Source organism: Streptomyces sp. NBC_01166 (genome assembly GCF_045039765.1).
In the GTDB taxonomy this organism is placed as follows: Bacteria; Actinomycetota; Actinomycetes; order Streptomycetales; family Streptomycetaceae; genus Streptomyces.
Window position 1 is genome coordinate 5,971,064 of sequence record NZ_CP108613.1, and the last position, 19,285, is coordinate 5,990,348.

At 70.4% G+C, this 19,285-nt stretch carries 14 protein-coding genes; 10 read left to right on the top strand and 4 right to left on the bottom strand.

The genetic code is table 11. The annotated features are described in order from the left end of the window. Nucleotides 1-8: 8 nt before the first annotated feature. Both rnc and mutM read left to right on the top strand, forming a co-directional pair. Nucleotides 9-833, top strand: coding sequence for a ribonuclease III (rnc, locus tag OG379_RS27630; protein WP_405665696.1), 825 nt, complete (start codon nucleotides 9-11; stop codon nucleotides 831-833). 76 nt (nucleotides 834-909) lie between these two features. Further along, a complete protein-coding gene (mutM, locus tag OG379_RS27635; RefSeq protein WP_405665698.1) occupies nucleotides 910-1,776 on the top strand; it encodes a bifunctional DNA-formamidopyrimidine glycosylase/DNA-(apurinic or apyrimidinic site) lyase in 867 nt (288 codons plus the stop codon). A 104-nt stretch (nucleotides 1,777-1,880) separates the two neighbouring features. Here the strand turns inward: mutM and OG379_RS27640 are convergent, their stop codons facing one another. After that, a complete protein-coding gene (locus tag OG379_RS27640; protein WP_405665699.1) occupies nucleotides 1,881-3,920 on the bottom strand; it encodes a PA14 domain-containing protein in 2,040 nt (679 codons plus the stop codon). A gap of 144 nt (nucleotides 3,921-4,064) precedes the next feature. After that, nucleotides 4,065-5,009, bottom strand: a complete 945-nt coding sequence (locus OG379_RS27645; protein WP_405665700.1) for a CAP domain-containing protein — start codon at nucleotides 5,007-5,009, stop codon at nucleotides 4,065-4,067. A 157-nt stretch (nucleotides 5,010-5,166) separates the two neighbouring features. On the opposite strand from OG379_RS27645, the gene OG379_RS27650 reads away from it, so the two are divergent. From OG379_RS27650 to OG379_RS27665, 4 genes are all read left to right on the top strand, one after another. Then, complete coding sequence (locus tag OG379_RS27650; protein ID WP_073745712.1) at nucleotides 5,167-5,448, top strand: acylphosphatase; 282 nt, start codon at nucleotides 5,167-5,169, stop codon at nucleotides 5,446-5,448. Nucleotides 5,449-5,885: 437 nt separating this feature from the next. Beyond that, nucleotides 5,886-6,098 (top strand): hypothetical protein, encoded by a 213-nt coding sequence (locus tag OG379_RS27655; RefSeq protein ID WP_033304037.1) that lies wholly within the window; start codon nucleotides 5,886-5,888, stop codon nucleotides 6,096-6,098. A gap of 312 nt (nucleotides 6,099-6,410) precedes the next feature. After that, complete coding sequence (locus tag OG379_RS27660) at nucleotides 6,411-10,157, top strand: AAA family ATPase (protein ID WP_405665702.1); 3,747 nt, start codon at nucleotides 6,411-6,413, stop codon at nucleotides 10,155-10,157. A gap of 253 nt (nucleotides 10,158-10,410) precedes the next feature. Next, nucleotides 10,411-11,829, top strand: coding sequence for a sugar porter family MFS transporter (locus tag OG379_RS27665; RefSeq protein ID WP_405665704.1), 1,419 nt, complete (start codon nucleotides 10,411-10,413; stop codon nucleotides 11,827-11,829). Nucleotides 11,830-11,910: 81 nt separating this feature from the next. On the opposite strand, the gene OG379_RS27670 is transcribed toward OG379_RS27665, so the two are convergent. Further along, a complete protein-coding gene (locus OG379_RS27670; RefSeq protein WP_405665706.1) occupies nucleotides 11,911-13,302 on the bottom strand; it encodes a purine-cytosine permease family protein in 1,392 nt (463 codons plus the stop codon). Nucleotides 13,303-13,412: 110 nt separating this feature from the next. On the opposite strand from OG379_RS27670, the gene ftsY reads away from it, so the two are divergent. After that, the gene (ftsY, locus tag OG379_RS27675) at nucleotides 13,413-14,618 is read left to right on the top strand and encodes a signal recognition particle-docking protein FtsY (protein ID WP_393763895.1); all 1,206 of its coding nucleotides are present in this window, start codon (nucleotides 13,413-13,415) and stop codon (nucleotides 14,616-14,618) included. 66 nt (nucleotides 14,619-14,684) lie between these two features. Here the strand turns inward: ftsY and OG379_RS27680 are convergent, their stop codons facing one another. Continuing rightward, the gene (locus OG379_RS27680) at nucleotides 14,685-15,332 is read right to left on the bottom strand and encodes a bifunctional DNA primase/polymerase (RefSeq protein ID WP_405665707.1); all 648 of its coding nucleotides are present in this window, start codon (nucleotides 15,330-15,332) and stop codon (nucleotides 14,685-14,687) included. Between the two features lie 422 nt (nucleotides 15,333-15,754). Here OG379_RS27680 and OG379_RS27685 point away from each other — a divergent pair, with 422 nt between their 5' ends. The 3 genes from OG379_RS27685 (at nucleotide 15,755) to OG379_RS27695 (ending at nucleotide 19,256) form a co-directional block, all read left to right on the top strand. Continuing rightward, the gene (locus OG379_RS27685; protein ID WP_405665708.1) at nucleotides 15,755-17,230 is read left to right on the top strand and encodes a hypothetical protein; all 1,476 of its coding nucleotides are present in this window, start codon (nucleotides 15,755-15,757) and stop codon (nucleotides 17,228-17,230) included. 338 nt (nucleotides 17,231-17,568) lie between these two features. Continuing rightward, on the top strand, nucleotides 17,569-18,921 hold the full coding sequence (locus tag OG379_RS27690; RefSeq protein ID WP_405665709.1) for an ammonium transporter: 1,353 nt from the start codon (nucleotides 17,569-17,571) through the stop codon (nucleotides 18,919-18,921). Next, the gene (locus OG379_RS27695; protein WP_014048583.1) at nucleotides 18,918-19,256 is read left to right on the top strand and encodes a P-II family nitrogen regulator; all 339 of its coding nucleotides are present in this window, start codon (nucleotides 18,918-18,920) and stop codon (nucleotides 19,254-19,256) included. The genes OG379_RS27690 and OG379_RS27695 overlap by 4 nt, the downstream gene beginning before the upstream one ends. Nucleotides 19,257-19,285 lie beyond the last annotated feature (29 nt).

Sequence of the window (19,285 nt, forward strand, 5' to 3'; positions counted from 1 at the left end):
GAGGCCCGATGTCTGAGTTGTCCAGTTCCAAGAAGACAGACAACATCAACACAGCCTCGTCCCACACGCTTCTGGAAGGGCGGCTCGGGTATCACCTCGAGTCCGCCCTTCTGGTGCGTGCGCTGACCCATCGCTCGTACGCGTACGAGAACGGCGGTCTGCCCACCAACGAGCGGCTGGAGTTCCTCGGGGACTCCGTGCTCGGTCTGGTGGTCACGGACACGCTGTACCGCACCCACCCCGACCTGCCCGAAGGCCAGCTGGCCAAGTTGCGGGCCGCGGTGGTCAACTCGCGTGCGCTTGCGGAAGTGGGCCGCGGCCTCGAACTCGGCTCCTTCATCCGGCTCGGCCGTGGTGAAGAGGGCACGGGTGGCCGGGACAAGGCTTCCATCCTCGCCGACACCCTTGAAGCGGTGATCGGCGCCGTCTATCTCGACCAGGGCCTCAGTGCGGCCTCGGAGCTGGTCCACCGGCTCTTCGACCCGCTGATCGACAGGTCCTCCAACCTCGGAGCCGGCCTGGACTGGAAGACCAGTCTCCAGGAGCTCACCGCGAGCGAGAGCCTCGGAGTCCCCGAGTACCTCGTCACGGAGACCGGCCCCGATCACGAGAAGACCTTTACTGCTGCCGCTCGCGTCGGTGGTGTCTCGTACGGCACCGGCACCGGCCGTAGCAAGAAGGAAGCGGAGCAGCAGGCTGCCGAGTCCGCCTGGCGTGAGATCAGCGCCGCCGCGGAGGCACGGGAGGCTGCGGCCAAGGCCGCAGCCGACGGAGGGATCGCCGACATCCCTGCCGACGACCCGTCGCCGCAGTCGGACGCGGCTCCGGCCTGAACCGTCCGAGAGCCCCCCGGTGCCCTGTGCGCCGGGGGGCTCTCGCTGTCTTCCCCCCTGTGTCGAAGGAGTCACCGTGCCCGAACTGCCCGAGGTCGAAGTCGTGCGCCGGGGCCTGGAGCGCTGGACCGCCGGGCGCACCGTCGAGGACGTCGAGGTGCTGCACCCGCGTGCGGTGCGCCGGCACCTCGCGGGCGGCCCGGACTTCGCGGCGCGGCTCCGTGGTCTGCGCTTCGGCACGGCGATGCGCCGCGGCAAATACCTCTGGATCCCCCTCGACGAGGTGGAGTCCTCGCTCCTGGGCCACCTCGGCATGAGCGGTCAGCTGCTCGTGCAGCCCGAGGAGGCCGCCGACGAGAAGCACCTGCGGATCAGGGTCCGCTTCGACGACGCGCTCGGCACCGAGCTGCGCTTCGTCGACCAGCGGACCTTCGGCGGGCTCTCGCTGCACGACAACACCCCCGACGGCCTGCCCGATGTGATCGCGCACATCGCACGCGACCCCCTCGACCCGGCCTTCGACGACACCGCCTTCCACCTGGCGCTGCGCCTGCGCCGTACGACGGTCAAGCGCGCCCTGCTCGACCAGTCCCTGATCAGCGGCGTGGGCAACATCTACGCCGACGAGGCGCTCTGGCGCAGCCGGCTGCACTACGAGCGGCCGACCGCGACCCTGACCCGCCCCAGGACGGCGGAGCTGCTCGGCCATGTCCGGGACGTGATGCGGGAGGCCCTCGACCAGGGCGGCACCAGTTTCGACAGCCTGTACGTCAACGTGAACGGCGAGTCCGGTTACTTCGACCGGTCGCTGGACGCCTACGGGCGCGAGGACGAACCCTGCCACCGCTGCGGTACGCCGATGCGCCGACGGCCGTGGATGAACCGCTCCAGCTACTTCTGCCCGCGCTGCCAGCGTCCGCCGCGCGTCTCCGCCGCCTCCTGAGGACGAGACCGCGGCCCGGCCCTCCACGAGCTGGATCAGCTCCGGCTCCCGCCCGTGCGGCGCTCACTCACGGTGAACGCCGCACGGGCGCCGAGGCCGGCGTGTCAGCGGGTCACGACGGAGGTCTCGCTCGCACCCGAGGTGGTTCCGTCGGCGTAGAGGACCGAGACGCGGTAGTAGACCGTGCTCTCCGCCGGGACGGCGGGGTCCTTCCAGTGCCAGGTGGTGCCGGCGCCCTTAGGCTCCGTGCGGACCAGCTCGAAGGCCCCGGTCTGCGGGTTCCAGCGGTGGATGGCGAAGCCGGACACCTCACCGAGGGTCTCGGAGCTGCCGAGGGCCCAGGAGAGCCAGGCGTTCTGGTCGGAGCCGAGGTAGGCCAGCGGGGCGCCCGTCGCCGCCGGGACGGTCGGGCGGAGGTCCAGCTCGGTGACGTCGAGGGCCGTGGCGCCGGCGGCCGGGGTCAGCTGGTTCCCGTACTGGTCGACGGCGACGACGGCGTAGCGGACCTGCTGGCCGTCGGCGGGCACGGCGTCGTGGAACGTCGTCTCCGTGATCTCCCACGGCTGGAAGTTCGAGGGGTGGAGCACGGGGGTGTACGTCCACTGCCCGTCCACGAGGGTGCCGCGCAGCACGCGGTAATGCGCTTGACCGGGGTCGGCGTTCGCCTCCCAGGAGAGCGTGACGCCGTTCGCCTTCGGGACGGCGGTCACCCCGGTGACGGGGGCGGGCGCGGTCTTGTTGCCCACGACGGTGACGGAGAGCGCGGCGGACGGGGTGCCGCCGTTGCCCTCGTGGTCCAGGGCGACGACGTGGTAGGCGTACGTCGCGCCGGCCGGCGGCGCGGCGTCGGTGAAGGAGGTCCCCCTGACGCCCTTGCCGACCTCCGTGCGCGTGGCCGTGCTCGTTCCCGGGCGGCTGGTCCGGAAGACCGAGTAGCCCGCGAAGTCGTCGCTGGTCACCGCCGAGGCCTCCCAGGTCACGGTGACTCCGGCCTCGCTCTCGGAAGCCCGCGCGTTGAGCGCGGTGTCGACCGGGCCGGTGAGGTCGTCGCTGTAGTACACGGCGGTGCCGGAGGACGCGGACTCGTTGCCGTGGGTGTCGACGGCGGTGACGACGTAGTAGTAGGTGTCACCGGTCTGCGGCAGCGGCCCGCTGTAGCCGCCGCCCGAGGAGGCCAGCCGGTTGGCGGCGGTCAGGGCGACCGGCCGTGAGGTCGAGCGGTACACCCGGAACTCGGCGAGGTCGGACTCGTTGCCGCCGTCCCAGTAGAGGGTGACCTTGGTGGGGTTGCCGATGGCCCAGTTGTCCTCGACGCCCTTCGGGGCGGCGGGAGCCGTCCGGTCGACCGTGGTGACAGCGGCGTCGGCGGTGCCCGAGGAGGTGTTGCCCGCCTTGTCGTACGCGCGCACCTCGTAGTAGTAGACGTTGCCGTCCTTCGGCACGGTCGTGTCGGTGTACGAGGTGGACGTCGTGGTCGCCAGCGCCTTCGCCGGATAGGCCGCGCCCTTCAGCCGCCGGTACACGCGGTAGCCGGCGAGGTCCATCTCCCTGTTCCTGGCCCAGCTGACCTTCGTGGACGTGGAAGCCGTGCTGTAGGCGACGGTGGTCCCGGTCGGGACGAGCGGCTTGACCTTGTCGACGGTCGCCGAAGTGCGGGGCGTGTAGGCGAACTTGACGTTGGCGGAGCCGGTCCAGTTCACGAAGTCGACGCGCAGGCTGTGCGTGCCGGACGGGATCGTCAGGTTGACCGTCTTCGAGACGGTCGTGGCGACGTTCTTCCACACGTCGACCTTGCGTACGCCGTCGACGTACACGCGTATGCCGTCACGGGACGACGCGGTGAAGGTGAACGGCCCGCCGGATCCGAAGTCGCGGGTCGTGGACCAGCGGACACCGAAGTTGTCGGAGGGCATGCCCTTGTAACCGGGTGCACCCGTGCCCCAGTTCTGGTCGATCACGGAGTCGCAGTCGGTGCCCTTGGGCGTCCCGGAGAACGTGGTGTTGGCGTAGAACGTCCGCTTGAAGACGGGCGATGCGCAGGTGACGGCTGCGGAGGCGGGGGCGGCTGTGGCGAGCAGGCCGCCTGCGGTGGCGAGCACCACGGCGCTCGCGGTGGCCACCGTGGTGCCTCTGGGTCGGTTCATACGTACCTTCGGTCTTGATCATCCATGGCGGAATGTAGCTGCCGAAAGATCAAGACTCCTGATGGCGGGCCATGGTTGTAGGCCCGGGGCACAGCAAGAGGCCCCTGTCCGTTCCCGACGGGCAGGGGCCTCTTCCGGCACTTCTCAGAAGCCGAAGTCCTGCGTCCACCAGGGGCCGCCGGAGCCGAGGTGGACCCCCACGCCGAGCGTCTTGTAATCGCAGTTGAGAATGTTTGCGCGGTGGCCGTCGCTGTTCATCCAGGCGTCCATCACGGCCTGTGCGTCGGCCTGGCCCCGGGCGATGTTCTCGCCGCCCAGACCCGCCACGCCCGCTGCGGCGGCGCGGTCCCAGGGGGTCGCTCCGTCGGGGTCGGTGTGGCCGAAGAAGTCGCGGGCCGCCATGTCCTCGCTGAAGTCCTGGGCGAGAGCGGTCAGCGAGGCGCTCGTGGTGACCGGGCTGCAGCCGACCTTCGCGCGTTCCTGGTTGACCAGGGTGAGCACGGTGGCCTGAGCGCTGGTGGCGGACGGGCTCGCGGGGGTGGTGGCCTTGCGGCTCGGCGCGGCGGACGAGGTCTTCGGAGCGGCCGGCTTCTTGGCCGCGGGGCTGGACGATGTGGTCTTCTTCGGTGCCGGGGCGGGAGCCTTCGTCCGCTCCGGAGCCTTCGTCGCCGGCTTCGTCGCGGTGGCGGACGGCTTCTTGCTCGGCTTCTCGCTGGGGGTGGCCGAAGGGGACTTCGAGGGTGCGGCTGAACGGCCGGAACCCCGGTCGGCCTCGGCGGACGCGGAGGCGGAGGTGCGTCCGGTCGGCTCGGCGGACGACTCGCCCTGGGTCAGCAGATCGGGAGCACCGCCGGCGTGGACCTGGTCGGCGGCCCCGCCTCCGCTCACGCTGTAGCTGTCTCCGCCGGGCAGCAGGCCCGAGGCCACGGCGACCGCTCCGACGGCCACGGCAGCCGATACGCCGAGGAGCCCGGCGCGTACGGGTATACCGCCTCGCTTCTTCCGGCGAGCGCCGCGGGGCCCGTCCTCCGCGGTCGCCGCGTGCTGCTCAGCGGCGGGGGCCGCGCCTGCGCGTCGATGCCGTCCCATGCGCTGTGCCTTCCTCGTGCTCCGGGGCGTCATTACGACGTCACCGTGTGAAAAGATCAAACTCACCCGTTCGGGTGAAGCTATTGCGAGGGGACCTTACGCCATGGCCGTTTGGGGCGGCGTGCTCCTTGAGTAATTGGGCGGTTAGCGTTCGGGCATGAACGAAGATGCACGACTCGTCGTATGGGTACGCGGCCGAGTACAGCAAGTAGGGTTCCGCTGGTTCACCAGGGCAAATGCTTTGGAGATCGGAAACCTCACCGGCTTCGCCCTCAATCTCGACGACGGCCGGGTACAGGTGGTGGCCGAAGGGCCGCGTGAGAATTGCCACCGTCTGCTCGACTGGCTCGGCTCCGACGACACACCCGGGCGCGTGGACGGAGTCACTGAGATCTGGGACACGCCGCGCGGTGGATATGAGGGGTTCGCCATCCGCTGATCCCGCTCGGGTGAATGCGGGCCGGACGCGCTGCGCGCACGGATGACGGCGAGCGGTGAACAGAGGGCGGGCGAAGACCTCGCACCCGAAATGACCTGGGAGGAAGCCGGTGCCCGGACATGGTTGCCAAGAGCGGCGCGCCGTGCCAGGCTGCGGCATTGACGAAGATCTCCACACCCTTCGGGAACCCGCAGGAGAGTCGCGCCGCATGATCATCAGGCCGCGCACCCCCGGGACACCCGGTCCGCAGGCGTGTGATCGTGTTGACCGTCAAACTTTTTGGTGAGACGCTGAAAACCCCGCGCACCTTAGCTGTTCGGCAGAGCTGGTGACAGCAGAACAGCAGTGAATTCACAGCACTGCCGAGCACCGCGGGTGCGATTCCCTCACGACCCACACCGCATCGGTCGGTCACTCAGTGTGGAGGACCTTTCATCATGGCAAAGGCGCTTCTCGGTTACGTCGGCGGTTCCGATCCGCGACTCCTCGCCGAGATGCGACGGCTCCAGAAGCGCGTCCAGGACCTGGAATCCGAGCTCGTACGGATCCAGGACGAGAACGACGCGCTCAACGCCGCCGCCCAGCACCAGGAGTCGCTGCTCGACAGCATCGACATCGACGTACCCCAGGCGGAGCCCGCGCTGACCTGACCCCAAGGCCCTGCCGGGGCCGGTCGGGCCATACGCCAGCCGCTCGGGATCAACCATCGAAGTCTTCGTCACGGATCGTCGTTCTGGAACACCGAGGACTGCTCGTGATCCGGTCCGCCAGCGATCCGTTACGCAAGACTGTGCTCCAATGACTGCACAGCAGCACCGTGCAGGATTTACAAGGGACGCTCCGGCGTCCCTTCTTTCTTTCCCCCCGGGCCGTCGTCGGCCGCCTATCGCTCTTCGCTTACCGTCTGATGTGCCCTGCACCTTCATCAGCGAAACCGAGAGTGAAAGGTAGAGTCCGGCGGCGTGCACCTCAAGGCTCTGACCCTCCGTGGTTTCAAATCGTTCGCCTCCGCCACGACCCTGCGGTTCGAACCGGGGATCACCTGTGTCGTCGGCCCCAACGGGTCGGGTAAATCCAATGTGGTGGACGCCCTCTCCTGGGTCATGGGGGAGCAGGGGGCCAAATCCCTGCGCGGCGGCAAGATGGAAGACGTGATCTTCGCCGGCACCACGGGAAGGCCGCCTCTCGGCCGTGCGGAAGTGTCGCTGACCATCGACAATTCCGATGGCGCGCTGCCCATCGAGTACGCCGAGGTGACGATCACCCGGATCATGTTCCGCAACGGCGGCAGCGAATACCAGATCAATGGCGACACCTGCCGGCTGCTCGACATCCAGGAACTCCTCTCGGACTCCGGTATCGGCCGCGAGATGCACGTCATCGTCGGCCAGGGCCGGCTGGACTCGGTCCTACACGCCGACCCGACGGGGCGCCGCGCCTTCATCGAAGAGGCGGCGGGTGTGCTCAAGCACCGTAAGCGCAAGGAGAAGGCGCTGCGGAAGCTGGAGGCGATGGGCGCCAACCTCGCCCGCGTCCAGGACCTCACCGACGAACTTCGGCGCCAGCTCAAACCGCTTGGCCGGCAGGCGGCCGTGGCCCGCCGGGCCGCTGTCATCCAGGCCGACCTGCGCGATGCCCGGCTGCGTCTGCTCGCCGACGACCTGGTGAGGCTGCGGGAGGCGCTGCGCGGCGAGATCGCCGACGAGGCCGCCCTCAAACAGCGCAGGGAAGCGGCGGAGGCCGAGCTCAAGGCGGCGCTCGCCCGCGAGGCGGACCTGGAGGACGAGGTGCGCCGGCTCGCGCCGCGGCTGCAGCGGGCCCAGCAGACCTGGTACGAACTCTCCCAGCTGGCCGAACGCGTGCGGGGCACGATCTCGCTCGCCGACGCCCGGGTGAAGAGCGCCACCGCCGCGCCGGAGGAGGAGCGGCGTGGGCGGGACCCGGAGGACATGGAGCGTGAGGCCGCCCGGATCCGCGAGCAGGAGGCGGAGCTGGAGGCCGCGCTCGAAGCAGCCGAGCACGCCCTGGAGGACACCACCGCACACCGGGCCGAACTGGAGCGGGAGTTGGCCGCCGAGGAGCGCAGGCTCCGGGACGCGGCCCGGGCCATCGCCGACCGGCGCGAAGGGCTCGCCCGGCTCACCGGGCAGGTCAACGCCGCGCGCAGCCGCGCGGGTTCGGCGCAGGCCGAGATCGACCGGCTGGCCGCGTCGCGGGACGAGGCACAGGAGCGGGCGGTGGCCGCCCAGGAGGAGTACGAGCAGCTCAAGGCCGAGGTCGATGGGCTGGACGCGGGTGACGCCGAGCTGGCGGAGCAGCATGAGGCCGCCAAACGGGAACTCGCCGGGGCGGAGGCGGCCCTGAGCGCGGCGCGCGAGGCGGTCACCGCCGCCGAACGCAGCCGCGCGGCGGTCTCAGCCCGGCACGAGGCACTGTCCTTGGGCCTCCGTCGCAAGGACGGCACCGGGGCGCTGCTCGGTGCGGGGGACCGGCTCACCGGACTGCTCGGACCGGTCGCGGAACTGCTCACGGTGGCCCCCGGGCACGAGGTCGCGGTGGCCGCCGCACTGGGCGCGGCCGCCGACGCCGTCGCGGTGACGGGTCCGGCCGCCGCGGCGGAGGCGATCCGTCTGCTGCGCAAGCAGGACGCGGGGCGCGCGGCGCTGGTGACGGGCGGATCGGCGGGCGGGCAGGTACCCGCGCAGGGTACGGAGCAGCCGCGGGAGCCCGTCGACGGCCCCGCCGGACTGGTGCCCGGTCAGGCGTCCGGCCCCACGGCCGCCATGCCTTCCGGGGCGGAGCTCGGTCCTGCGGCCGCCACGCCTTCCGGGGCGGAGCACGGTCCCGCAACCGTCACGGTCTCCGGCACGGCATCGGCCGGCCCGGCCCTCGCCACCGGGGAACCCGCCGCGCCCGCCGTCGCGAGCCTGGTGCGGGGGCCCGCCGAACTGATGGCGGCCGTCCGGCGGCTGGTACGCGACATGGTCGTCGTCGGCACCCTGGAGGACGCCGAGGAGCTGGTCGCCGCCCACCCCGGTCTGACCGCCGTCACCGCCGAGGGCGATGTGCTGGGCGCCCACTTCGCCCACGGCGGATCCGCCGGGGCACCCAGCCTGCTGGAGGTCCAGGCATCCGTCGACGAGGCCGCCGCCGAGCTCGCCGAGCTCGCCGTGCGCTGCGAGGAACTCGCCTCGGCCCAGCGGGCCGAGGCCGCACGGCGCGGCGAGGGCGCCGCCCGCGTGGAGGAGCTCGGGGAGCGGCGCCGGGCCGCCGAGCGGGAGAAGTCGGGAGTGGCGCAGCAGCTCGGACGGCTGGCCGGACAGGCCCGTGGCGCCGCGGGGGAGGCCGAGCGGATGACCGCCTCCGCCGCCCGGGCGCAGGAGGCGCTGGAGCGGGCCACCGAGGAGGCCGAGGAGCTGGCGGAACGGCTGCTGGTCGCGGAGGAGACCCCGGTCGAGGAGGAGCCCGACACCTCCGTACGGGACCGGCTCGCCGCCGACGGGGCCAACGCACGCCAGACCGAGATGGAGGCCCGCCTCCAGGCCCGTACGCACGAGGAGCGGGTCAAGGCGCTCGCGGGACGGGCCGACGCCCTCGACCGCGGGGCCCGGGCCGAGCGCGAGGCACGCACCCGCGCCGAGCAGCGCCGTGCCCGGCTGCGCCACGAGGCGGCCGTGGCCGCAGCCGTGGCGTCGGGCGCCCGACAGCTGCTCGCCCATGTGGAGGTCTCGGTCGTACGGGCGGACGAGGAGCGGACCCGGGCCGAGGCGGCGAAGGCCGAGCGCGAGCGGGACCTGGCGGCCGAACGCGGACGCGGCCGTGACCTCAAGAGCGAGCTCGACCGGCTCACCGACTCGGTGCACCGGGGCGAGGTGCTCGGGGCCGAGAAGCGGCTGCGCATAGAGCAGGTGGAGGCCAAGGCACTGGAGGAGTTCGGCGTCGAGCCGGCCGGCCTGGCCGCCGAGTACGGCCCCGACCAGCTGGTGCCACCGTCCCCCGCGGCGGAGGGCGAGGAGCTCCCGGCGGATCCGGAGGACCCGCGCAACCAGCCGAAGCCCTTCGTAAGGGCCGAGCAGGAGAAGCGCCTGAAGGCGGCCGAACGGGCGTATCAGCAACTCGGGAAGGTGAATCCGCTCGCCCTGGAGGAGTTCTCGGCGCTGGAGGAACGGCACAAGTTCCTCTCCGAACAGCTCGAAGACCTGAAGAAGACCCGGGCCGATCTGATGCAGGTGATCAAGGAGGTCGACGAGCGGGTCGAGCAGGTGTTCACGGAGGCGTTCCGGGACACCGCACGCGAGTTCGAGGGCGTCTTCTCCCGGCTCTTCCCGGGCGGCGAGGGCCGTCTCATCCTCACCGACCCGGACAACATGCTGACGACCGGCCTCGACGTCGAGGCCAGGCCTCCGGGCAAGAAGGTCAAGCGGCTCTCCCTGCTGTCCGGCGGCGAGCGATCCCTTACGGCCGTTGCCCTGCTGGTCTCCATCTTCAAGGCCAGGCCGAGCCCGTTCTACGTCATGGACGAGGTGGAGGCGGCGCTCGACGACACCAATCTGCAGCGTCTGATCCGGATCATGGTGGAGCTCCAGGAGAGCTCCCAGCTCATCGTCATCACGCACCAGAAGCGGACGATGGAGGTCGCCGACGCGCTGTACGGAGTCTCGATGCAGGGCGACGGAGTCTCCAAGGTGATCAGCCAGCGGCTTCGCTGAGCCATCGGTTCATCGACTGACGTGCAGTCACATCTCCTTTACCTAACCTTCAACACTTCAACGCACCTTTTGGGCGCTCCTGGGTACTTGTGAGGGACCGCTTCACCCGGACCCAAGTCTTGACTTCGAAACTTGAACGCATAACCTCAGCAATGTTGTTTTTACCTTCAAGTGGTGGTCGGCAGGAAGTTGTGCGCCACTAGGAGGGCTCACCCCCCACACCTGACGTTGCGGCCAGGTACCAGGAGTTCATGTGACCAGCACAGCGCGCGGACCGGAGTCCGGAGCCCGGGAGGCCCACCCGGACCATCTCGGCCATGTCATCTTCATCACCGCAGCCGCAGCGATGGGCGGCTTCCTCTTCGGCTACGACAGCTCCGTGATCAACGGGGCCGTCGAGGCCATCCGCGACCGCTACGACATCGGGTCGGGGACGCTCGCCCAGGTGATCGCGATCGCGCTGATCGGCTGTGCGATCGGCGCGGCGACGGCGGGACGCATCGCCGACCGGATCGGCCGTATCCGCTGCATGCAGATCGCCTCGGTGCTCTTCACCATCAGCGCCGTCGGATCCGCTCTGCCGTTCGCCCTCTGGGACCTCGCCATGTGGCGGATCATCGGCGGCTTCGCGATCGGCATGGCATCCGTCATCGGCCCGGCCTACATCGCCGAGGTCTCGCCGCCCGCCTACCGAGGGCGCCTCGGCTCCTTCCAGCAGGCCGCCATCGTCGTCGGTATCGCCATCTCGCAGCTGGTCAACTACGGCATCCTGCAGCTCGCCGACGGCGACCAGCGCGGTGAGATCGGCGGCTTCGAGGCCTGGCAGTGGATGCTCGGCGTGATGGTGGTACCCGCGATCCTGTACGGGCTGCTGTCCTTCGCGATCCCCGAGTCGCCGCGCTTCCTGATCTCCGTGGGCAAGAAGGACCGCGCCCGGAAGATCCTCGAAGAGGTCGAGGGCAAGAACGTCGACCTCGACGCGCGCGTCAACGAGATCGAGACGGCGATGCGTCGTGAGCACAAGTCGAAGTTCAGCGACCTGCTCGGCAGCCGCTTCGGCTTCCTGCCGATCGTCTGGGTCGGTATCGGCCTCTCGGTCTTCCAGCAGCTCGTCGGTATCAACGTCGCGTTCTACTACTCGGCGACGCTGTGGCAGTCCGTCGGCATCGACCCGACCGATTCGTTCTTCTACTCGTTCACCACGTCGATCATCAACATCATCGGCACCGTGATCGCCATGGTCCTGGTGGACCGGGTCGGCCGCAGGCCGCTCGCCCTCATCGGGTCCATGGGTATGGCCGTCGCCCTGGCGTTCGAGGCCTGGGCCTTCTCCGCGGATCTCGTCGACGGCAAACTGCCCACGACCCAGGGCACCGTCGCCCTGATCGCGGCCCACGTCTTCGTGCTCTTCTTCGCCCTGTCGTGGGGTGTCGTGGTCTGGGTCTTCCTCGGTGAGATGTTCCCGAACCGGATCCGCGCCGCCGCGCTCGGTGTCGCCGCCTCCGCGCAGTGGATCGCCAACTGGGCCATCACCGCGAGCTTCCCGAGCCTGGCCGACTGGAACCTGTCGGGCACCTACATCATCTACACCTGCTTCGCCGTGCTCTCCATCCCCTTCGTGCTCAAGTTCGTGAAGGAGACCAAGGGCAAGGCGCTGGAGGAGATGGGCTAATCCCCGCTGCCCCTCTCCTCGACCACGCTGCCCCGGTCCGGCCCATGCCGGCCCGGGGCAGCGTTCTGCCGTGCCGGGGGGTCAGAACCGGGCCGGTGCGCCGCCCGTCCCGTCCGCCGGGCGCGGCAGCGCCGCGTACACCCCCGCCGCGACGAGGATCGTGGCCGCCCAGCCCAGGCCGTGGCGCCCGATCCAGTAGCCGGCGAGCGGGCCGGTGAACCACTCGACATCGGTGAACAGCAGTCCGGTCACCAGTGCCGCCCCCCAGGCCGTCATGGCCTGCCGGCCGAACCCCCCGGCGTACCAGTAGCCACTGCGGGGACCCGTGTCCATGAGGGCCTCGGCGTCGTACGTACGGCCGCGCAGCAGATCGACGCCGAAGACCCCGATCCACGCGGAGAACGTCACACCGAGCAGGGTCAGGAACGAGAGGAAGGTGCCGATGAAACTCGTCGCCACCATCATCAGGGCCCCGCCCAGCAGCAGGCTGATCGTCGCGTTCACGCCCACGGCCCAGGCGCGGGGCATCGCGAACCCGAGCGTCTGCGCGGTGAAGCCGGCGGAGTACATCGACATCGCGTTGATCAGCACCATGCCGGCCACTGCGGTGAGGAGATAGGGCACCGAGATCCACATCGGCAGCAGCTCGCCGATGAACGCCACGGGGTCCTTCGTGACGGCCAGGTGCGGTGAGCTCACCGCCATGACCGCGCCCATCATCACCATCGGCGCCACCGTGACCAGCGCCCCGCCCACGGTCGCGCCGACCATCGCCCGGCCGGACGCGGAGCGCGGCAGGTAGCGGGCGAAGTCCGGGGCGGAGGGAACCCAGCTGATGCCCCCGGCGGCCAGTGTCCCGATCCCCGCGATCATCATCGCCGCCGGGCCGGGCGGCCGCTCCAGGACGGTCCGCCACGGGGTCGAGCCGATCAGATGGACCAGGACCAGGAGGCTCGCCGCCCCGAAGAGCCGGACGGAGACCCAGGAGGACACCCGGAGTGCCCTGATGCCGAGCCCCGACACGAGGAAGCCCGCGGCGACGAAGGCCGTCAGGACGACCAGGACCAGCGCGTGGCTACGCCGGATGTCGAACAGCAGATCGAGTACGGCCAGGAGGGCGTAGGAGCCGGTGACCGCGTTCACGGTCTCCCACCCCCACCGGGCGACCCACAGCAGGGCTCCGGGGAAGAGATTGCCGCGCTGTCCGAAAACCGCCCTGGACAGTGCCATGCCGGGCGCCCCGCCGCGCTTGCCCGCGATCGACACGAGGCCGACCAGTCCGAACGAGACCACGGGGGCCGACACCGCCACGGCCAGCACCTGCCAGAGATTCAGCCCGTTGAAGACGGTGAGCCCGGCCCCAACGGTCAGCAGCAGCACCGTCATGTTGGCTGTGACCCAGGTGGGGAAGAGGGTGCGGACCCGGCCGGTGCGTTCGTCGTCGGGGACGGGATCCAGGCCGCGGTTCTCCACGGGCAGCAGCGTACCTTTACGCCCAAACGTGGCATACCGTCCATGCGGTCGACACCCGCCGCTCTCCACGGCCGCGCCGGACCACGGCTGTGGCCGATACTGGACGCGTTATGGAAATCGTCATCCTTGCTGTAGTCATCGCCCTGGTCGCGGTCGGCCTGATCAGCGGGCTCGTGGTCAGCAGCCGCAAGAAGAAGCAGCTGCCGCCCTCGGCGCCGTCGAGCACGCCGACCCTCACTCCTCCCGCCGAGCCCCGCGTCGGCGAGGAGGCCGAGACGCCGCGCGACGAAGCGCGGCGCACCATCGAGGAGGTCGGTCTCCCCGGCGCCGGGACTCCCGTCGAGGAGACCCCCGTCGTCATCGAGCCGGAGATCCCCGAGCTCGAAGTCCCCGAGCCCACCGCGGGTCGCCTGGTGCGGCTCCGCGCCCGGCTCGCCCGTTCGCAGAACTCCCTGGGCAAGGGGCTGCTCACGCTCCTGTCCCGCGACAACCTCGACGAGGACACCTGGGAGGAGATCGAGGACACCCTCCTCACCGCCGACGTCGGCGTCGCCCCCACCCAGGAGCTGGTGGAGCGGCTCCGTGAGCGGGTCCGTGTCCTCGGCACCCGTACGCCCGACGAGCTGCGCACCCTGCTGCGCGAAGAGCTCGTCACCCTGCTCGGTCCCGACTTCGACCGTGCGGTGAAGACGGAGGGCGGCGAGGCGACCCCCGGCGTCGTGATGGTCGTCGGGGTCAACGGCACCGGCAAGACGACCACGACGGGCAAGCTCGCCCGGGTGCTCGTCGCCGACGGCCGCAGCGTCGTGCTCGGCGCCGCGGACACCTTCCGCGCCGCCGCCGCCGACCAGCTCCAGACCTGGGGCGAACGTGTCGGCGCCCGTACGGTGCGCGGCCCCGAGGGCGGGGACCCCGCGTCCATCGCGTTCGACGCGGTGAAGGAGGGCATCGCCGAGGGTGCCGACGTGGTGCTCATCGACACCGCGGGCCGGCTGCACACCAAGACCGGCCTGATGGACGAGCTCGGCAAGGTCAAGCGGGTCGTCGAGAAGCACGGGCCGCTCGACGAGATCCTGCTCGTCCTCGACGCCACGACCGGGCAGAACGGCCTCGTCCAGGCGCGGGTCTTCGCCGAGGTGGTCGACATCACCGGCATCGTGCTCACCAAGCTGGACGGCACCGCCAAGGGCGGCATCGTGATCGCCGTCCAGCGCGAGCTGGGCGTCCCCGTGAAGCTCATCGGTCTCGGCGAGGGTCCGGACGACCTCGCCCCGTTCGAGCCGGGCGCCTTCGTCGACGCGCTGATCGGCGACTGACCGGCCGTACCCCGCGTACGTGCGAAGGGCGGTGGACCCCGGGAGGGGTTCACCGCCCTTCGGCGTTCACCACCGGTGGCATATGTAGGCGAGCGTGCCGAGCAGCAGTCGCGCCTGCGGGGGAGCGGCGGCCGTGTCCGGCACCGGCGGGCGCAGCCAGCGGACCGGGCCGAGGCCCCCGAGGTCCGACGGGGGAGCGGTGACGTACGCCCCGCGGCCCAGTGCGCGCAGGTCCAGGTCCGCGTCGTCCCAGCCCATCCGGTAGAGCAGCCCGGGGAGCCCTGCCGCCGCCCCGGGGGCGACGAAGAACTGTGTACGACCGGTCGGTGTCACCGACACGGGCCCCAGGGGCAGGCCCATCCGCTCCATCCGCACCAGCGCGCGCCGTCCTGCGGCCTCGGGGACGTCGAGCACGTCGAAGGAGCGACCCGCGGGGAGCAGCATCGAGGCGCCCGGCACCTCGGCCCAGGCGTCCGCGGCCATGTCGAGGGTGGCGCCCGGCGGCACCTCGCGGGCGAAACCCAGCGGATGGGCGCCGGGGGCGGCGCACGCGGTGTCGCCGCACGAGCAGACGCCCGCCGCGGCACGCGCGCCCGGAGCCACCGCCCAGCCCCAGAGTCCTGTGTACTCGGCCACTGCGGTCGCCCCGGCCGCACGGCTGCGCCGCCGCGTGCCGGACCGCATCTCCCGGATGCCGCCGATCGTGAAGCCCATGCCCCCTCCAACGGGTCCGACTCACCGGTGGTTACGACCCGGAGCACCGGACGTCCTCCGTCGCCGCCGATCCGCCGGAGCGCGGGGGTCGCGTCACGGGGGTGCGTGAGGTGCACCGCGCGCCCCTGAATGCTTCACTCCGCTCGCTGCTGATCGCGGCCTGTCAAGTGAATCGCGGACTGCGCCGAAGGGGTTCACCCGAAGGGGTGGCGAATGGTGGCGTTTCTGCAACGGCCCTCGCCGCAGCGGTGATCGTAGGATTACCGTGGGTACTCGAAGCTGCAATTGCATCTGCAGTTGAGTATGCCGATGGCAATTCGCCGATCTGTTCGATGGGGCGCAACGGGCGTACGGGCAGCACCGAGGCGCGGCATTCTGATAGAGGTTCGCGCGACAGGTTTCAGCGGGATGGGGGCGTTCCAGTGAGTGGCAGCGGCGCAGGCGAGACGAATGCCGGAAAGCGCCCCAACGGGCAATTGGGATCGTGGTTCGTGCGGAGCGGCTGGTCGAAGGGCGAGCTCGCCCGCCAGGTGAACCGGCGCGCCCGCCAGCTCGGTGCCCACCACATCAGCACCGACACCTCCCGGGTGCGCCGCTGGCTCGACGGCGAGCAGCCCCGCGAGCCGATCCCGCGCATCCTCTCCGAGCTCTTCTCCGAGCGCTTCGGCACCGTCGTCTCCGTCGAGGACCTCGGGCTCCGCGCCGCCCACCAGGCGCCCTCGGTGGCGGGGGTCGACCTGCCCTGGGCCGGGCCGCAGACCGTCGCGCTGCTCAGCGAATTCTCCCGCAGCGACCTCATGCTCGCCCGGCGCGGCTTCCTCGGCAGCTCCCTCGCCCTGGCCGCCGGACCCACCCTCATCGAGCCCATGCAGCGCTGGCTGGTGCCCGTCGCCCGCCAGGGGCAGGCGGAACCCGAGCTGCCCACCGCGGAGAGCCGCCCCTCGCGCCTCTCCGGCCCCGAGCTGGACCTGCTGGAATCCACCACGGCGATGTTCCGGCAGTGGGACGCCCAGTGCGGCGGCGGGCTGCGCCGCAAGGCCGTCGTCGGCCAGCTCCACGAAGTCACCGACCTGCTGCAGGAGCCGCAGCCCCAGGCCACCGCCAGGCGCCTGTTCCGCTGCGCGGCCGAACTGGCCGAGCTCGCAGGCTGGATGAGCTACGACGTGGGCCTCCAGCCCACCGCCCAGAAGTACTTCGTGCTCGCCCTGCACGCCTCCAAGGAGGCCGGCGACAAGCCGCTGGGTTCGTACATCCTCTCCAGCATGAGCCGCCAGATGATCCACCTCGGCCGGCCCGACGACGCGCTCGAACTCATCCACCTCGCCCAGTACGGCAGCCGCGACTGCGCCACCGCCCGGACCCAGGCCATGCTGTATGCGATGGAGGCCCGCGCCTACGCCAACATGGGCCAGCCGAGCAAGTGCAAGCGGGCGGTCCGGATGGCCGAGGACACCTTCGCCGACGCCGTTCTCGACGACGAGCCCGAGCCCGACTGGATCCGGTTCTTCTCCGACGCGGAACTCCACGGGGAGAACGCCCACTCCTACCGTGACCTCGCCTATGTCGCCGGCCGCAGCCCCACGTACGCCTCGCTCGCCGAGCCCGTCATGGCCCGCGCCGTCGAGCTCTTCGGCGAGGACAACGAGCACCAGCGGTCCTACGCGCTCAATCTGATCGGCATGGCCACCGTGCATCTCCTCAAGCGCGAGCCGGAGGAGTCGACGGTCCTGGCCACCAGGGCCCTGAAGATCGCCAAGAGTGTCAGGTCGGAGCGCGTCAACACCAGGCTCCGCAAGACCGTCGACACCGCTGCCAGGGACTTCGGTGACATTCCCGAGGTCGCCCGGCTCACCGACCTGCTCACCGAGCAGCTCCCGGAGACCGCCGAAGCGGTCTGACCGGCACTCCTGCCACCGGCCACGACGGCCGCCCCGTACCACCCGACTCGGCTCCCCCATTGCCAGGTCAGCGGGTCTCCGTCGTGGCCGGTTCACGTTCCCGGCCGCTCCGGCCGCGCCGTATGCGGCGCAGGCAGCATGGTAGGCAGCACACCGGGTCCGACACCCCTGGTTCATCGGTACGTAACACGCGGAGCCCAGCCGTCACTGCGGTGAAACATCGTGCGGCATCCGTGGAAACCGCGCTGCGCGAATGTCATGGCGCATAACCGGCCCGCACCTTTTCACCGTGGTCCCGCACCCCCGCACGTGGCCGCACCGACGACGAGGAGACGCCGATGCCCCCAGGCATCACGACGCTTGCCGCAGACGCCCCGGAGCTGTCTGCCGCCAACACAGGGTTCATGCTCATCTGCACCGCGCTGGTGATGCTCATGACCCCGGGTCTGGCCTTCTTCTACGGAGGCATGGTCCGCGTCAAGAGCACCCTGAACATGCTGATGATGAGCTTCATCAGCCTCGGGATCGTCACGATCCTCTGGGTGCTCTACGGATTCAGCCTCGCCTTCGGCACCGACGTCGGCTCCGTCATCGGCTGGAGCTCGGACTTCGTCGGCCTCAGCGGAATCGGCGTGACCGAGCTCTGGGACGGCTACACCATCCCGACCTACGTCTTCGCGGTCTTCCAGCTGATGTTCGCCGTGCTCACCCCGGCCCTCATCAGCGGCGCTCTCGCCGACCGGGTCAAGTTCACCTCCTGGGCCCTCTTCATCACGCTCTGGGTCACCGTCGTCTACTTCCCCGTCGCCCACTGGGTGTGGGGCGCGGGCGGCTGGCTCTTCGAGCTGGGTGTCATCGACTTCGCCGGCGGTACGGCCGTCCACATCAACGCGGGTGCGGCGGCCCTCGGCGTCATCCTCGTCATCGGCAAGCGGGTCGGCTTCAAGAAGGACCCGATGCGGCCGCACAGCCTGCCGCTCGTCATGCTCGGCGCCGCCCTCCTGTGGTTCGGCTGGTTCGGCTTCAACGCCGGTTCGTGGCTCGGCAACGACGACGGTGTCGGCGCCGTCATGTTCGTCAACACGCAGGTCGCCACGGGTGCGGCGGTCCTGGGCTGGCTCGCCTACGAGAAGATCCGCCACGGCTCCTTCACCACCCTGGGGGCCGCGTCCGGCGCCGTCGCGGGCCTCGTCGCCATCACCCCCGCAGGCGGCGCGGTCAGCCCGCTCGGTGCCATCGCCGTCGGTGTGATCGCCGGTGTCCTGTGCGCCATGGCCGTCGGCCTCAAGTACAAGTTCGGTTACGACGACTCCCTGGACGTCGTCGGCGTCCACCTCGTCGGCGGCATCATCGGCTCGCTCCTCGTCGGCTTCTTCGCCACCGGCGGTGTGCAGTCCGACGCCAAGGGCCTCTTCTACGGCGGCGGGCTCGACCAGCTCGGCAAGCAGGCCGTCGGAGTGTTCGCGGTCCTCGCGTACTCCCTGGTGGTCTCCGCGGTCCTCGCCTTCATCCTGGACAAGACGATCGGAATGCGCGTCTCCGAGGACGACGAGGTCTCCGGTATCGACCAGGTCGAGCACGCCGAGACGGCATACGACTTCAGCGGCGCCGGCGGCGGCGCGGCACAGCGCACCACGGGTCCGGCCCCCGGCACCCCGTCAGCCCCGACGAACAAGAAGGTGGACGCATGAAGCTCATCACCGCAGTCGTGAAGCCGCACAGGCTGGACGAGATCAAGGAGGCCCTCCAGGCCTTCGGCGTCCAGGGCCTCACGGTCACGGAGGCCAGCGGTTACGGGCGTCAGCGCGGACACACAGAGGTCTACCGTGGTGCCGAGTACACCGTCGACCTCGTGCCGAAGATCCGTATCGAGGTCCTCGTCGAGGACGAGGACGCCGAACAGCTCATCGACGTGGTGGTCAAGGCCGCCAGGACGGGCAAGATCGGTGACGGCAAGGTCTGGAGCGTCCCGGTCGAGACCGCGATCCGCGTACGGACCGGCGAACGCGGCCCGGACGCACTCTGACCGACGGTTCCTGTGAACGGAAAGGCAGC

Bases quoted from the DNA above. Each gene is read 5' to 3' on its own strand.
- rnc (WP_405665696.1), top strand. From the start codon at position 9: ATGTCTGAGTTGTCCAGTTCCAAGAAGACAGACAACATCAACACAGCC.
- OG379_RS27640 (WP_405665699.1), bottom strand. From the start codon at position 3,920: ATGAACCGACCCAGAGGCACCACGGTGGCCACCGCGAGCGCCGTGGTG.
- OG379_RS27645 (WP_405665700.1), bottom strand. From the start codon at position 5,009: ATGGGACGGCATCGACGCGCAGGCGCGGCCCCCGCCGCTGAGCAGCAC.
- OG379_RS27650 (WP_073745712.1), top strand. From the start codon at position 5,167: ATGAACGAAGATGCACGACTCGTCGTATGGGTACGCGGCCGAGTACAG.
- OG379_RS27655 (WP_033304037.1), top strand. From the start codon at position 5,886: ATGGCAAAGGCGCTTCTCGGTTACGTCGGCGGTTCCGATCCGCGACTC.
- ftsY (WP_393763895.1), top strand. From the start codon at position 13,413: ATGGAAATCGTCATCCTTGCTGTAGTCATCGCCCTGGTCGCGGTCGGC.
- OG379_RS27680 (WP_405665707.1), bottom strand. From the start codon at position 15,332: ATGGGCTTCACGATCGGCGGCATCCGGGAGATGCGGTCCGGCACGCGG.
- OG379_RS27690 (WP_405665709.1), top strand. From the start codon at position 17,569: ATGCCCCCAGGCATCACGACGCTTGCCGCAGACGCCCCGGAGCTGTCT.
- OG379_RS27695 (WP_014048583.1), top strand. From the start codon at position 18,918: ATGAAGCTCATCACCGCAGTCGTGAAGCCGCACAGGCTGGACGAGATC.